Raw genomic sequence first — 13,347 nt, 5'->3', positions numbered from 1 at the left:
GACACAAGGCTATTCGTCGGCAGCGTCAGATGTGAATAAGGGACAGACCGTGGACAGCCCGCAGTCGATGGTCGAGCGCGAGGCGCTCAAGCTCGCCCTCCAGGAGCCGGTGCTGGCCGGGCCGATGTTCGACGCGGTCGAGGCGGTGGAGTACCGCCATCCGGTGCACGCCGCGGTGCGCGCCGCCGTGGCGGCGGTCGGCGGGGCGTCGGCCGCGACCGGTGGCGCGGTCTGGATCTCCTCGGTCCGCGACGCCTGCGAGGATCTCGCCGCCCAGGCGCTCGTCGGCGAGCTGGCCGTGGAGCCGCTGCGGATCGACGGCGAGCCGGATCCCCGCTACGTCTCGGTCACCATGGCCCGGTTGCAGTGGGGCTCGGTGACCAGCCGGATCAAGGAACTCAAGTCGCGGATCCAGCGGATCAACCCGGTGAGCAACAAGGACGAGTACTTCGCGCTCTTCGGCGAGCTGCTCTCGCTGGAGCAGCACGCCCGGGCGCTGCGCGAGCAGGCCGCGGGAGGGCTGTGATGGGACTGTTCAACCGCAAGCCGAAGCTGCCGGCCACCGCCCGCCCGCCGCTGGCCGCCGAGGAACGGGTGCTGGCCTGGGCCGCCGCCGGCAACGGCGAGGGCGACGGGGTGGTGGTGGCCAGCAACCTCGGGCTCTGGCTGCCCGGCCGGGGGCACCGGCTGGGCTGGCACGACATCCTCAAGGCGGTCTGGTCCGGCCGCGAGCTGACCGTCACGCCGGCCGAGCGGGTCGCCGAGCGCGACGGCTACCTGGTGGTCGCCGACTGCCCGACCGAGACGTACCTGCTGCTCGATCCGGGGGACCTGCCGCACCAGGTGCGGGCCCGGGTGACCCGCTCGGTGGCGTACACCCAGCACCACCCGCTGCCCGGCGGCGCCGGTCGGGTGGCCGCCCGGCGGGTGCCCGGCATGGACGGTCTGACCTGGACGGTCCGGCTCGACCCGGGCACCCCGGTCGACGACGACGCGGTGCTCGCCGAGACCGACCGGCTGGTCGCCGCCGCCCGCGCCGCCACCGCACCCACCGACGTCTGAGCACACCGGCCTGATCACGCCTGCCCGCGCCGGGCCACCGTCGCCGGGGGACAGCGCCCGTGCCGGGCCCGGTGGGAGCGGGGTCCGCGCCGGGCCCGGCCGAGGTCAGTTGGCGCCCAGGTCGCGCAGCGCCTTGTCCGCGCCGCGATGCAGCGGTACGGGGTCGGTCCGGCGGGCCGTCTCCAGGCTGATGCCCTTCGCGGCCGGGTTGGCCTGGGCCAGCGCGTCCTTGCGCTCGAACACCGTCCGGGTGATCGCGCAGGCCACGTTCGCGTCCAGGTCCTTGCGCACCAGCAGCACGTTCGGCACCACGATGGTCGGCGTGTCCGCCGCCGTGCCGTACGCGTCCTTGCTGATCGTGCCGGCCTGGTAGGCCGGGTTCAGCTCGGCCATCTTCGGCAGCAGCGGCATGATGTCGATGAACTTCACCTGGTCACCGGTGGTGGTGAAGAGGTCGGTCAGCCCGCCGGTGGGCAACCCGCCGGACCAGAAGAAGCCGTCGATGCTGCCGTCCTTGACGCCCTGCACCGTCTTGGCGAGGTCGAGCCGCTGCGCCTGGACGTCCTTGGCCGGATCCAGGCCGGCGGCCTCGAGCAGCCGGTTGGCGATCACCTCCGTGCCGGACTTGGGGGAGCCGGTGGAGATCCGCTTGCCCCGCATGTCCGCCACCGAGGCGATGCCCGCGTCGGCCCGCACCACGACCTGCGTGTAGTTGTCGTAGATCCGGGCGAGCGCCTCGATCGGCTGCGCGGCGGTGAAGCTGCCCTTGCCCTGCACCGCGTTGACCGCGCTGTCGAAGAGCGAGAAGGCGACGTCGTACTGGCCGGCGACCAGCTGCTCGATGTTCTGCACCGACGCGCCGGTCTCGGCGGCGGTGCCGGTCAGCTTCCCTCCGGTGGCGCCGGAGAGCTGGCCCGCGAGGGCGTTGCCGACCGGGTAGTAGACGCCGGTCGCGTTCCCGGTCGCGATGCCGACCCGGGTGTCCGCGGTCACCTCGCAGGTGACCTCGCTGGCGGTGTCGTCCTTCGCCGCGCCGCCCTGCCGGCCGCCGCAACCCGCCACGCCCGCCGCGGCGAGGGCGAGCACGCCCACCCCCGCCAGCAGCCGAATCCTGTTCCCGCTCACTGTCATACCTCCCTGACCTCCGGTGATCCGGCGCGCGGCCCGGCGGCCCGGCCGGCGGATCCGCGTCGTACGAGCACTCCGGTGCCGGCCACGGCGGCCAGCGCGACACCGACCGCCACCGGCACCGGTTCGAGCCAGAGCAGGGTCACGCCGGCCAGCGCGCCGAGGACGCGCTCCGGCACGCCGGCCGGGCCGACGCCGGGCAGCCAGCCGCCCGCCGCCACGGCCAGCACGGCGATGCTGAGCGCGACCACCACGGCGGCGACCGCGATCCGTCGCGCGCCGCCGATGCCGAGCAGCCCGAGGCCGGCGGGGGTGAGCACGAAGGCGATCGGCGTCAGGTAGGCCGGCAGGGCGTAGCGCAGGGTCTGCCACATGGTCGGCACCAGCCGGCCGCCGGTGACCGCCGCGGCCGCGACGGCGGCCAGCGCGGTCGGCGGGGAGACCTCGGAGAGCACCGCGAAGTAGAAGACGAACATCGCCACGGCGGGCGTCGACACGCCGAGGTCGAGCAACGCCGGACCGATGATCACCCAGCCGATGATGAACGAGGCGGTCACCGGCACGGCCAGGCCGAGCAGGCTGAGCGCGACGGCGGCGAGCACCGCGGTGAGCGCGAGCACCAGGGTCGGGTCCGAGGCGACCGCCTGCGCGCCGCTCACCAGCAGCGCGGCCGCCTGCGGGCCGAGGCCGGTCTTGGTGGTGGTGGCGGTGATGATGCCGGCGGCGGCGCAGACGGCGGTCACCGCCAGCACTCCGCGTACGCCGGCGGCGAGGGCCGCGGCGAGCCGGGCCGGGGTGAGCCGGTGGGCCCGGTCCAGGAAGGACAGCGCGGCGGCCAGGACGGTGGCCAGCACCACCGCGCGGGTGGCGGAGAACCCGACGGCGAGCAGCACGACGATGGCGACCAGCGAGGCGAAGTGGTAGCCGAACCGGGCCAGCAGCCGCCACGGCGAGGCGGTGTCGATCAGCACCGGGCGGACCCCGGACCGCCGGGCGTCGATCTCCACGGCCAGCAGGATGCCGAGGTAGTACAGGACGGTCGGCACGGTCGCCCAGCCGAGCACCTGAAGGTACGACACGCCCAGGTACTCGGCGATGATGAACGCCGCCGCGCCCAGCGTCGGTGGCGAGAGGATGGCGCCCACCCCGGCCGCCGCGAGCATGCCGCCGGCCCGCTCCGGCGGGTAGCCGGCCCGGCGCAGGATCGGCCAGGTGACCGCGCCGATGCTGACCGTCGTCGCGGCGCCGGAGCCGGAGACGGTGCCGAGCAGGAAGCCGGACGCGACGGCGGTACGCCCGGCGGCCGTCCGCGACCGGCGGAACGCGGCGGTGGACAGGTTGACGAAGAACCGCCCGGCGCCGGAGAAGTCGAGCACCGCGCCGTAGATGGTGAAGAGCACGATGTACGAGGCGGCCACGTCGAGCGGGGTGCCGTAGAAGCCGCTGTCGGAGTTGTAGAAGGCGTCGACCAGTTGGCTGAAGTCGAGCCCGGCGTGGGCGACCGGCCAGGACTGCGGCAGCAGCCCGCCGTAGTAGCCGTAGCCGAGGAACAGCAGGCAGACGGCGGGCAGGATCCAGCCGGTGGTGCGGCGGCACGCCTCCAGCAGCAGCAGGAGCAGCACCGTGCCCATCACCAGGTCCAGCGGCACGAGCAGGCCCTGCCGGTCGAGGAAGGCGTTGTACCCGCCGCCGCCGGCGCCGAGCCGGACCGGCAGCACGGGGTAGAGGCAGGCGAGCAGGGCGAGGGCGGCCAGCGTCCAGTCCGGCAGGGTCGGCCGCGCGTCGCCCAACGGCCGGCCCGGCTCGGCCGAGCCCCCCGATCCGTCCGAAACGGACCGGCCGGGCCGGATCGCGCGCCGGAGCCGGGCCGGCAGTGGCAGGTCGGCCGGGTAGGCCAGGAAGACCAGCGGCAGTACGCCCGCCAGGAAGATGATCAGGTAGTACTTGCTGCCCTGCGGCAGCGGGCGAAACACCTGCCAGAGGGCGAGCGCGGCGACCGCGAGCGCCACACCGGCGAGCAGCAGGCCGGCCGGTCCGGTGAGGGCCCGGCCGGGCTTCTCGTCCTCGAACCGGGCGGCCAGGTCGGACGTCGCGGCGTCGGCCACCGCCGGCCCGGTTCCGCCCGCTCCGGCGTCCGGCCGCGCGGCGGCGCCGCCGTCGGTCGCGATGCCCGCTGGGTTCGCGTCGCCTTCGGCGCGACCCGCGCAGACGCGCCCCGCCGGCCCGGCGGTGTCGGCGGCGGTGGTGCCGCCGTCCGGCCGCGCGGCGGGCTCGGTGCCGACGGCGTCGCCGTCCGGGTGGTCGGAGTCGCGCGGCACGGCGGGGGAGCCCGCCGGCATCGTTTCCGGGGCGGGCGGTGCTGCCGGCCGGGGCGGTGCCCCGGCTCCGGGTGGACCGGGCGCGGCCTGCGGTGCGTCGGCCGGGCGACCGGGTGGCGGTGAGCCGTCGGGTGAGCGGGTGGGCGACACGAAGGGACGATACACGTCGATCAACCGGTGGGCGGGGTATCGACATCGGTCCGCCCCATGTCGTCGGCGCGGGCGGCCGGGGCGCGGGTAAATCGGGTGGAGCTGTCGGACCCGGCGGCTAGGGTCGGGCGGTGACCACGGCTCAACCACTCATCCAGGCCCGGGGGCTGGTGAAGCGGTTCGGCGACTTCACCGCCGTCGACGGCATCGACGTCGAGGTGCGCTCCGGCGAGGCGTTCGGCTTCCTCGGGCCGAACGGCGCGGGCAAGTCCTCGACCATGCGCATGGTCGGCTGCATCTCCCCGCCGAGCGGCGGGGAGCTGCGCATTCTCGGCATGGATCCGGTCCGGGACGGCCCGGCGATCCGGGCCCGCCTCGGTGTCTGCCCGCAGCTCGACAACCTCGATCCCGAGCTGACCGTCCGGGAGAATCTGACCACCTACGCCCGCTACTTCGGCATCTCCCGCCGGGTGGCCCGGGCCCGCGCCGCCGAGCTGCTCGACTTCGTCCAGCTCAGCGAGCGCGCCGACAGCAAGGTCGAGCCGCTTTCCGGCGGCATGAAGCGCCGGCTGACCATCGCCCGCGCCCTGGTCAACGAGCCCGAGATCGTGCTGCTCGACGAGCCGACCACCGGCCTCGACCCGCAGGCCCGGCACCTGGTCTGGGAGCGGTTGTTCCGGCTCAAGCAGCAGGGCGTCACGCTGGTGCTCACCACGCACTACATGGACGAGGCCGAGCAGCTCTGCGACCGGCTGGTGGTGATGGACGGCGGCCGGATCGTCGCCGAGGGTTCACCGCGGGCGCTGATCGAGCAGCACTCCACCCGCGAGGTGGTCGAGTTGCGCTTCGCCGCCGAGTCGCAGGAGGCGTTCGCCGGCAAGGTCGACGGGCTGGCGGAGCGGGTCGAGGTGCTGCCCGACCGCATCCTGCTCTACGTCCCCGACGGCGACGCGGCGGTGGCCGAGGTCAACGCCCTCGGGCTCACCCCGGCCAACGTGCTGGTCCGGCGCAGCAGCCTGGAGGACGTCTTCCTGCACCTGACCGGGCGCACCCTGGTCGACTGACGCCGGTGCCGCCTGGCGGGTCCGGTGCCCGTAGCATCGCCCGGACGCCCGGCCGCCGGTGGCCCGGGCGCGACGAGCGGGGGTGCCGGTGTCTGTCGAAGCGGTGCGGTTGCGGCGTCAGGGCGGGCTCGGCGCGCTCTACCTCGGCATCTTCGCCACCGTCTGGTTCAGCGTGCCGGCCGCCGAGCAGCCGCTGCGCGGCGTGCTGGTGGCCGGCAGCGTGGCGGCGCTGCTCACCGCGGTCGGCGGCGGCCTCGTCACGGCCAGGTCCCGGGGTGCCGACGCCGGGCCCCGCGACCGCGCGGCGGACCGGCGCTACCTGCTGATCGTCGTGGCCGAGTTCGCCGCCGCCGCGCTCGGCGCCGTGGTGCTGGCCGCCGCCGGCTGGTCCGAGTTCATCCCGGCGCTGGTCTGCGCCGTGGTGGGGCTGCACTTCTTCCCGCTCGCCCCGGTGCTGGGCGACCCGCTGCTGCGGCCGCTCGGCGGGGCGATGTGCGCGGTGGCGCTGGCCGGGCTGGTGACCGGGCTGGCCACCGGGGTGTCGGCCGGCCTGGTGGTGGGCACCGGAGCGGGAGTGCTGCTGCTCGGCTACGCGCTCCGGTCGCTGCTCCGCGCGGTCCGCGGCTGACCGACTCGGCCCTGGCTGAGCTGGGCCGATCGGCCGTGCCGGTCATCGCGCCCTCGCCCAGTTCAGGAAGCGGTCGGCCAACCCGTCCGGCACCACCTGCCCGTTCAGCTCGGCCAGGTCGACGGTGGCTTCGTACATCAGCGTGCCGAGGTAGATCAGCAGGCCCGTCCGGTTCTCCCGGTACTCGCCGAGCAGCGCCAGCCGGGCCGGGGAGCAGGGCCAGGCGGCGCCGCACACCCGGCAGCGCCAGGACGGCCGCGCCGCCACGTGCGGGCGGTAGCGCGGCATCAGCGCGGGTCCTCCGCGCTCGGGCGCGGGCCCCTCCCCGGTCCGGCGCGGCGATGGCAGCCAGTGGCCACCGTTCGCCCGCCACTCCTGCGCCCGGGTCAGCCGCCCCGGGCGTCCCGCGCCGTCGGTGGGGAAGACCTGCGTCGGGGCGATCGCCCACTCCGGTCGGGTGTTGGGCGTACGCCGGGGGAGCGTGGCGGGTGGCGCCGGGCGCCGACAGCGCCAGAACCTGAGTCGCATGCGGTGAGCCTCCGTCGAGCTGGGAGGGGGCGCCCGGGACCTCGTTGTCGCCGGGCGCCCCCGGCCTGGTTCCGCCCGCCGTCTGATCCCGTGAGCGGTTCCGCTGCGTGACAGTTTGGTGAGAACCCGACTACGGTGGGAGATCCCGCGCGCCGACGACCAGGGCGTATGGCGGCCGGTCGCTGGCGGTACGAGGATGTACGGAGGCTGTCCGTGGAACGCTCGTCCATGTTGGACCACTTCGCGGAGGAGTTGCGGCTGGCCCGGGCCACCAGCGGCATGTCACAGAGCGCGCTGGCCGAGGCGCTGAGCTACTCGGGCGCCCTGGTCGCCAAGGTGGAGACGTGCGAGCGCCGCCCGAGCCTCGACTTCGCCCGGCGCTGCGACGCGGTGTTCGGCGCGGACGGCCGCTTCGAACGCATCCAACGCCGGATCAGCCGGGAAACCGTGGTGCCCTGGTTCCGCGACTGGGCCGGCATCGAGCAGGAGGCCACGGCGCTGCGCACGTTCGAACCGTTGTGCGTGCCCGGCCTGTTGCAGACCGAGGGCTACGCATACGCCATTCATGCCGGTGGCGGGCTCTTTGTGCCGAACGAGATCGAGCGGCAGGTGGCCGCCCGGTTGGATCGCCAGGCGCTGCTCACCCGCGACCGGCCGCCATTGCTCACGGCCGTCATCGACGAGTACGTGCTGCGCCGCCGCGTTGGCGGGCCGGAAATAATGCGCGAGCAGGTGCAGCACCTGGTGAAGCTCGGATCCACATTGCCTCGGGTGCGTATCCAGGTCGTGCCACTCGTTGCTGGCGCGTACCCTGGGCTCGCCGGTCCCTTCGTGATCGCTACTCAGCCCGCCGGCGAGGACGTCGTATACCTGGAGGGGCAGCGCCACGGGCAGGCGGTCGACCGGGCAGATTATGTGCAGCAGATGGTCGAGGTGTGGGAATCGATCCGTGGTGAGGCACTATCGCACCAGCAGTCCCTCGACCTGATGGCGGAGGTGGCGGAGACATGGACCTGACCGGCGCCCGGTGGCGCAAGAGCACCCGCAGCAGTGGCCAGGGCGGCAACTGCGTGGAGGTGGCCGACAACCTCCCCGGCGTGGTGGCCGTCCGCGATTCCAAGGACCCGGGCGGCCCGGCCCTGACCTTCGACCCCGCCGCCTGGCGCGCGTTCATCGCAGGCGTCGCTCGGCGATAGCTCGCTCACCCCGCAGGCCGCAGGCCGGTCCGGGCAGCTGGTGGCGGAGCGGTCGCCGGTCAGCCGGCGATGAGCAGGCCGACGCCGGCCAGCAGGGCCGCGGTGAGCACGGCGGCGAGAGTGGCGGCGCGGCGGCGGGCGTGCGTGCCGCCGACCAGCTTCAGGGCGAGGGCGAGCGGGCCGATGGGCTGCATGGTTCGAGATCCTTTCGGGCTGGTGGCGGCGATCCGGACGGCGGCGCCGAGGGTTCCCGCGGCGAGCCGCAGGGGTGACATGCCGAGTTCGGCGGCGCCGTGGACGTCCGCCTGCCACTGTTCGAGATGACGGGCGCGGGAGGCGCCGGGTAGCAGCGCGGCGGCGCAACGCACGAGGACGAGTGCGGCGCGGACGGGCGCCATCACGCCTCCCGCAGTCGGGCCGGGCGCTGGCTCGCCGCGCGGGCGGCGGCCTGGGCGCACAACCGCCGGGCGGCAACCGCGCCGTCGGCGGTGAGCTGGTACATCCGCCGCCGTGGGCCGCGGCGACCGGTCTCGTCCTCCCAGTGCGAGGTCACCCAGCCGTTGCGCTCCAGCCGTTCCAGCAGCGGATAGACAGTGCCGGACGGGCGCCCGGTGGCCTTGATGATCTCCAGCCCCCAGCGTGGCCGGTCGCTGTCGACCAGCACCCGCAGAACGTCGACCGTCGCCGCACCGATGCGTCCGAGTGGCTCCACGACGCCAAGGCTACCTATGTAGATTAAGCCTGTCCAGGGGTCAAGGCGGCCCGCCCGGGGCAGAAACTGCCAGACCGGATGCGGCCACCGCGTCGGAGATCACTGATATGTCGGCAACCTCCGACATATCTTGGGGACGGTGCCTGAAGACGACCAGCAACCGGTGCTTCTCGCTAGGGCGTGTCCTGTCGATCTTGTAGTGGTTGATCGTTGACGATGTGCCGGTGGTGCGCCGTGGCGAGCTGACGGATGCGGCGTGGGCGGTGATCGCGCCGTTGCTTCCGGAGCCGGGAGGTTCTCGAGACCGGTGGCGGGATCACCGCCAGGTCATCAATGGGGTTTTGTGGAAGCTGCGCACGGGTGCGCCGTGGCGGGACCTGCCGGAACGGTATGGGCCGTGGAAGACCTGCCCTGAACGCCTGCGCCGCTGGACGGCGGACGGCACGTGGGATCGGATCCTGGCCGCGGCGCAGGTCCACGACGACGGCACACCGGTGCAGTGGACGATCAGCGTCGACTCGTCGATCGTGCGGGCGCATCAGCATGCCGCTGGCGCCCGCAAAAAGGGGGATCCGCAACAAGTGCGGCGACGCCTGGTGCGCAAGATGGCGAGGCCATCGGCCGATCCAACGGCGGGCTAAGCACGACGATTCACCTCGCCGTCGACGGACCCGGCCGGCCGTTGTCGATCCTGCTCACCCCGGGCCAGGCCGGCGACAACCCGCAACTGTTGGCCCTGCTGGACGCGATTCGGGTCAACGAGCCCGGCCCCGGCCGGCCCGGCAAGCGTCCCGAGGTGCTGATCGCGGACAAGGGCTACGCCCACGACTCCACCCGCCAGCCTCGTGCTCATCGCATCCATCATCTGGCTCCGATGACCGACACCGCGGGCCCTAACCCAGCAGGCGTCTGCCAAGGGAGACACTGGAATCGGTGTAGCCGTGCCGGCTATAGAAGCGCACCGCACCGGCGTTGCGGTGGTGAATACCGGCCGACAAATAAGTGATCCCCTGGTCGATCGCCCACTGTTTCGCCGCATCCAGCAGCGCGGCTCCCACCCCGAGCCCTCGGACATCGGCCAGGACAACCGTGTGCACCTGCGCGGAGGGCTCAGGACGCAGGATCTGGTGCTCTGGCGGCTCGGAGTTCCGCAACACCTCAATCATCCCGACCACCCGGCCGTCATGAGACTCAGCAACGAGAACAGCATCCCGCCCCGCCTCATCGGTCAACATCGCGGTGAAGTGGCGTACCACCGCCTCACGCTGCGGAACGCGGTAGATGCGCGGATCGAGAGCGAGATGAGCCACGGCGTTGGCCAGGCGCAACTCCACCAACGAAGGAACATCGGCCAAAGCCGCCGGCCGAACCGCTAGCCGTGTCTGCTGCATCGTCGAGATCGTAGTGACAAGGCAACGACCTTGAGGTCCTCCCCATGATCGGCAGGACAGGGCCTAATCGGGTCGCGCTGCGGGGATCGCCGGGGTGCGGCGTTCTGGGTCAGCCAGGGCGCCGAAGCTGTGCTGATGCTGGTACGGCAACCCGCACACCTGGCTCGGCTCCGCCTTCGCCCACCCGGTCCGGGGTCGGCCCCGCCTGATCCGGTTGGGGGCGGGACGCATGGGCGTCCCGCCCCCAACCGGGGGTCACTCCAGGCCCGGCAACCGGGTGGCCGTCCGCCCGTCGGTGGTCAACCGGACCCCGTCGGCTCCGGCGAGCAGGACCTGTCCCGGTGCCCAGCTGAGCACCAGACCGCCCCGGGTCACCAGGTTCTTCGTGAAGTGCCGGCCGCGGTCGTGACTCACCCACAGGAACCCGTAACCGTTGGCGTCCGTGTCCCCGATCAGGAGGCTGCCATCCGCGCCCACCACCAGTTGCCGGTCGCCGCGCTGCCCGGCCGGCAGGTCGGTCTCGACCCGCTGCCAGGTCCGGCCGCCGTCGCCGGTCCGCATGATCGTGGCAAGGCTGCCGGCCGGCGGCGGACCGCCGCCCATTGGTGAGTAGGGCTCCGCCAGCAGGTACGCCACCTGCCCGCTTTCCGCCGCCACGGACATCACCGCGCCACCGTTCGGTGCCAGCACGGTCTCCCAGGTCGCGCCCCGGTCGGCGCTGCGCGCCAGCACGGAGGGCTGGTGCACATCGCCCGGCCAGAAGGCGGCCCAGAGCACCCCGTCCGGGCTCGCGTACAGGCTGTTCATCGGGTACGACGTCGGCACCCCCGCCCGCAGCCGGTAGGCGGTGCCCGTGTCGGGGTCGACGGCCATCGGTTCGCGCAGCCCCCACCACGCCAGTCCAGAGGAGACCAGTTGGGCCTTCGGTGGGAAGGCGTCCACGGTGACGATGGCGCTCGCCCCGTCCCGCCAGGTCCGCCCCTCGTCGGTGGACAGGTAGGACCGCCCGTCGACGCTCACCAGGTATGTCCGCGCGCTGAGCGGGAAGTATCGGACGTCCGACTTGCCCATCCCGTTCTCGATCCGGCAGGGCCCGTCGTATCGCGCCGGGCGGTACGACGACCAGGTACGCCCGAAGTCCCTGGTGTTGGTGAAGTTCAGCGCGCAGTTGACGTTGGTGACCCGGACGCCGACCACCGACCGGTCACTCAGGAGGAAGAGCTCAGCTCCGGCGGGTGGTGCCGGGACCGCTGTCGGGTCGGCAGTGGGTCTGCCGGCGCCGCCCAGGCCCCCGGCGACCGGGGTCAGCGCCGTGCCGGCGAGCGCGGCCACGACGGCCAGCAGCAGCCCGCCGCGCCGCTTGCGCCGGGCCTGGCCGCGCGTACTGGCAATCGAGCGGAGCTCGTCGAGCGGCGGCTGCCGGACGGCCCGGCTGAGCGTGGCGACATCGAAGCCGGGCAGTTCACGATCGGACATCGGTCCTCCCGATAGTGGTGACGGTGACGTCGGAGCCGGCATCGGCCGGGTCAACCTCGGCGAGCAGTCGGGCGAGAGCCTGCCGGCCACGGGAGAGTCGCGACTTGACCGTGCCGGCCGATACGCCGAGCGTCGCCGCGACCTCGTCCACCGGAAGGTCGACCAGGTAGTGCAGGGCCAACGCGTGTCGCTGCCCCTCGGGCAGGTCGCGCAGCGCGGCGAGCAGGGCGAGGTGTTCGGGTGACCGGTCCGCGACCTCGGGCGGCGGTCCGATGCGGCGCAGCAACCTGTCCAGCACCCGCCGGCGCCGATGCCGGCTACGCACGACGTTCACCGCCACCCGGCGCAACCACGCCTGCGGGTTCTCCAACGCGGCGAAGCTGCGCGGCGCCATCAGCGCCCGGGTGAACGCCTCCTGGACCGCCTCCTGCGCCTCGTTCAGGTCGCCGGTCACCGCGTACAACTGGACGACCAGCCGGCGGTAGCAGGCCGCGTACAGCTCGGAGATCAGTTCGTCGGACATCGTCACCTCCCCTCCCACCTCTTCCACTCGCGGGCGGAGAGAAAGGTTCCGGGCGACCGGCCAGAAGATGTCGGCCACCCCGAACGCGAGCGCGAAGGCTGCTCGGCGCGGTCGACGTCGGCCATCCCGACCTGGGCCGCCTCCCGGTGATGTGCGCCGACGTGCTCCAGCACGGCCAACGCGTCGGAAATCATTGACATGTCGGCAACCTCCGACATATCTTGGGACCGTGCCCGAAGATGACGTGTTCCTCGCGCTGGCGAACCCGGTGCGCCGCAGGCTGCTGCAGTTGCTCGCGGAGGGACCTCGAACGGCAGGCGACCTCGCCGACCAGTTCGAGTTGAGCCGGCCCGCTGTCGCCGAACACCTGCAGGTGCTCCGGCGGGCCGCGCTGGTGTGCGATGAACCCAGGGGCCGCCAACGGCACTACCACCTCACCGCGGAGCCCCTCGCCCAGGTCGGCGACTGGCTCCACCCGTTCGAGCGATTCTGGCGCCAGCGGCTGCGCTCGCTCGCCGATGTCGCCGAGGAGGACCAATGACCACAACCAACACCGACACGATCGCCATCGACCAGTTCGTCGACGCCCCACCGAGCAAGGTCTGGCGCACGCTCACCGAGCCCGCACTGCACGCCCGCTGGTGGGTCCCCGGCGACATCGCCGCGATCGTCGGTCACCGCTTCCATCTTCAGATGCCCGGCTGGGGATCGGTGCCCTGCGAAGTGCTCGAAGTCGTCCCCGAACAGAGGCTCGTCTACACCTTCAACGAGACCTGGACGCTGACCTGGCGTCTCGCCGCGGAAGGCAGAGGCACCCGCCTGTTCTTCGAGCACAGCGGATTCGACTTCGACCGGAAGTCCGACCGTGACGCCTTCAACCGCATGGGACCCGGATGGCGAGACAAGGTGCTGCCGCAACTGGTCCAGACCGCCAGCCAGCTCACCGACTGAGATTCAAGCCCGCCTGGCCCCGTGCAACGGCCAGCACGCCTCCGGTCCGCCGTCCGGGCGGCGGACCGGGCGCGTACCCGCCGGGCGGCCACCGCCCCGCCGGCGGTGAGCCGGCACGTCCGCCGCCGCGGGCCGCGGCGGTCGACGTGCTCGGTAGCCCCGCCGCCGCGGAAACTGCCACGACAGGTGCGTACGCCGGTCGTAGGGTGGCCACGGCCTG

General features: G+C 73.1%; 15 protein-coding genes and 2 pseudogenes. 9 read left to right on the top strand and 8 right to left on the bottom strand.

The genetic code is table 11. The features are described 5' to 3' along the window. Nucleotides 1-526: pseudogene (locus DLJ47_RS30405) on the top strand (DNA primase); the annotation flags it as partial. Then, nucleotides 526-1,062, top strand: coding sequence for a hypothetical protein (locus DLJ47_RS30400; RefSeq protein WP_109905161.1), 537 nt, complete (start codon nt 526-528; stop codon nt 1,060-1,062). The pseudogene DLJ47_RS30405 and the gene DLJ47_RS30400, both read left to right, overlap by 1 nt. Before the next feature lie 105 nt (nt 1,063-1,167). Here the strand turns inward: DLJ47_RS30400 and DLJ47_RS30395 are convergent, their stop codons facing one another. Both DLJ47_RS30395 and DLJ47_RS30390 read right to left on the bottom strand, forming a co-directional pair. Next, nucleotides 1,168-2,187: a TAXI family TRAP transporter solute-binding subunit gene (locus tag DLJ47_RS30395; RefSeq protein ID WP_446723618.1), complete on the bottom strand. Its 1,020-nt coding sequence runs from the start codon at nt 2,185-2,187 to the stop codon at nt 1,168-1,170. A 2-nt stretch (nt 2,188-2,189) separates the two neighbouring features. Beyond that, on the bottom strand, nt 2,190-4,529 hold the full coding sequence (locus DLJ47_RS30390; protein ID WP_446723619.1) for a TRAP transporter permease: 2,340 nt from the start codon (nt 4,527-4,529) through the stop codon (nt 2,190-2,192). Nucleotides 4,530-4,789: 260 nt separating this feature from the next. Between DLJ47_RS30390 and DLJ47_RS30385 the strand changes: the two genes are divergently transcribed. Both DLJ47_RS30385 and DLJ47_RS30380 read left to right on the top strand, forming a co-directional pair. Then, nucleotides 4,790-5,722, top strand: coding sequence for an ABC transporter ATP-binding protein (locus tag DLJ47_RS30385; RefSeq protein ID WP_109905157.1), 933 nt, complete (start codon nt 4,790-4,792; stop codon nt 5,720-5,722). Nucleotides 5,723-5,810: 88 nt separating this feature from the next. Next, complete coding sequence (locus DLJ47_RS30380) at nt 5,811-6,350, top strand: hypothetical protein (RefSeq protein ID WP_146228231.1); 540 nt, start codon at nt 5,811-5,813, stop codon at nt 6,348-6,350. 42 nt (nt 6,351-6,392) lie between these two features. Here DLJ47_RS30380 and DLJ47_RS37275 read toward each other — a convergent pair whose 3' ends face one another. Further along, nucleotides 6,393-6,878, bottom strand: coding sequence for a hypothetical protein (locus DLJ47_RS37275; RefSeq protein ID WP_233258098.1), 486 nt, complete (start codon nt 6,876-6,878; stop codon nt 6,393-6,395). 213 nt (nt 6,879-7,091) lie between these two features. On the opposite strand from DLJ47_RS37275, the gene DLJ47_RS30370 reads away from it, so the two are divergent. Together DLJ47_RS30370 and DLJ47_RS30365 are read left to right on the top strand one after the other, a co-directional pair. Continuing rightward, nucleotides 7,092-7,895, top strand: coding sequence for a helix-turn-helix domain-containing protein (locus DLJ47_RS30370; RefSeq protein WP_233258097.1), 804 nt, complete (start codon nt 7,092-7,094; stop codon nt 7,893-7,895). Continuing rightward, nucleotides 7,886-8,074 (top strand): DUF397 domain-containing protein, encoded by a 189-nt coding sequence (locus DLJ47_RS30365; protein WP_109905151.1) that lies wholly within the window; start codon nt 7,886-7,888, stop codon nt 8,072-8,074. The genes DLJ47_RS30370 and DLJ47_RS30365 overlap by 10 nt, the downstream gene beginning before the upstream one ends. Nucleotides 8,075-8,133: 59 nt before the next feature. On the opposite strand, the gene DLJ47_RS30360 is transcribed toward DLJ47_RS30365, so the two are convergent. Together DLJ47_RS30360 and DLJ47_RS30355 are read right to left on the bottom strand one after the other, a co-directional pair. Beyond that, nucleotides 8,134-8,472, bottom strand: coding sequence for a hypothetical protein (locus DLJ47_RS30360; protein ID WP_109905149.1), 339 nt, complete (start codon nt 8,470-8,472; stop codon nt 8,134-8,136). Beyond that, nucleotides 8,472-8,786 carry a PadR family transcriptional regulator gene (locus DLJ47_RS30355; protein ID WP_109905147.1) on the bottom strand — a complete coding sequence of 105 codons (315 nt, stop codon included), beginning with the start codon at nt 8,784-8,786 and terminating at the stop codon, nt 8,472-8,474. The genes DLJ47_RS30360 and DLJ47_RS30355 overlap by 1 nt, the downstream gene beginning before the upstream one ends. Nucleotides 8,787-9,013: 227 nt before the next feature. On the opposite strand from DLJ47_RS30355, the pseudogene DLJ47_RS30350 reads away from it, so the two are divergent. After that, nucleotides 9,014-9,660 (top strand): annotated as a pseudogene (locus DLJ47_RS30350) (IS5 family transposase); the annotation flags it as partial. Nucleotides 9,661-9,679: 19 nt separating this feature from the next. Here DLJ47_RS30350 and DLJ47_RS30345 read toward each other — a convergent pair. The 3 genes from DLJ47_RS30345 to DLJ47_RS30335 form a co-directional block, all read right to left on the bottom strand. After that, the gene (locus DLJ47_RS30345; RefSeq protein WP_109905145.1) at nt 9,680-10,177 is read right to left on the bottom strand and encodes a GNAT family N-acetyltransferase; all 498 of its coding nucleotides are present in this window, start codon (nt 10,175-10,177) and stop codon (nt 9,680-9,682) included. Between the two features lie 255 nt (nt 10,178-10,432). Continuing rightward, complete coding sequence (locus DLJ47_RS30340; protein ID WP_109905143.1) at nt 10,433-11,653, bottom strand: WD40/YVTN/BNR-like repeat-containing protein; 1,221 nt, start codon at nt 11,651-11,653, stop codon at nt 10,433-10,435. Next, nucleotides 11,640-12,176 carry an RNA polymerase sigma factor gene (locus DLJ47_RS30335; RefSeq protein ID WP_109905141.1) on the bottom strand — a complete coding sequence of 179 codons (537 nt, stop codon included), beginning with the start codon at nt 12,174-12,176 and terminating at the stop codon, nt 11,640-11,642. The genes DLJ47_RS30340 and DLJ47_RS30335 overlap by 14 nt, the downstream gene beginning before the upstream one ends. A 229-nt stretch (nt 12,177-12,405) precedes the next feature. Here DLJ47_RS30335 and DLJ47_RS30325 point away from each other — a divergent pair, with 229 nt between their 5' ends. Beyond that, entirely contained in the window at nt 12,406-12,717 is a 312-nt protein-coding gene (locus DLJ47_RS30325) for an ArsR/SmtB family transcription factor (RefSeq protein WP_109905137.1), read from the top strand. Continuing rightward, nucleotides 12,714-13,127 (top strand): SRPBCC family protein, encoded by a 414-nt coding sequence (locus DLJ47_RS30320; RefSeq protein ID WP_109905135.1) that lies wholly within the window; start codon nt 12,714-12,716, stop codon nt 13,125-13,127. The genes DLJ47_RS30325 and DLJ47_RS30320 overlap by 4 nt, the downstream gene beginning before the upstream one ends. Nucleotides 13,128-13,347: the final 220 nt, after the last annotated feature.

Source organism: Micromonospora sp. S4605, from assembly GCF_003176715.1.
Taxonomy (GTDB): Bacteria; Actinomycetota; Actinomycetes; order Mycobacteriales; family Micromonosporaceae; genus Micromonospora; species Micromonospora echinaurantiaca.
This window is presented reverse-complemented; position numbering and strand designations above follow the sequence as displayed.

Coding starts and splice junctions, on each gene's coding strand:
- DLJ47_RS30335 (WP_109905141.1), bottom strand. CDS start 12,176: ATGTCCGACGAACTGATCTCCGAGCTGTACGCGGCCTGCTACCGCCGG.
- DLJ47_RS30400 (WP_109905161.1), top strand. CDS start 526: ATGGGACTGTTCAACCGCAAGCCGAAGCTGCCGGCCACCGCCCGCCCG.
- DLJ47_RS37275 (WP_233258098.1), bottom strand. CDS start 6,878: ATGCGACTCAGGTTCTGGCGCTGTCGGCGCCCGGCGCCACCCGCCACG.
- DLJ47_RS30345 (WP_109905145.1), bottom strand. CDS start 10,177: ATGCAGCAGACACGGCTAGCGGTTCGGCCGGCGGCTTTGGCCGATGTT.
- DLJ47_RS30320 (WP_109905135.1), top strand. CDS start 12,714: ATGACCACAACCAACACCGACACGATCGCCATCGACCAGTTCGTCGAC.
- DLJ47_RS30390 (WP_446723619.1), bottom strand. CDS start 4,529: ATGCCGGCGGGCTCCCCCGCCGTGCCGCGCGACTCCGACCACCCGGAC.
- DLJ47_RS30340 (WP_109905143.1), bottom strand. CDS start 11,653: ATGTCCGATCGTGAACTGCCCGGCTTCGATGTCGCCACGCTCAGCCGG.
- DLJ47_RS30360 (WP_109905149.1), bottom strand. CDS start 8,472: ATGGCGCCCGTCCGCGCCGCACTCGTCCTCGTGCGTTGCGCCGCCGCG.
- DLJ47_RS30365 (WP_109905151.1), top strand. CDS start 7,886: ATGGACCTGACCGGCGCCCGGTGGCGCAAGAGCACCCGCAGCAGTGGC.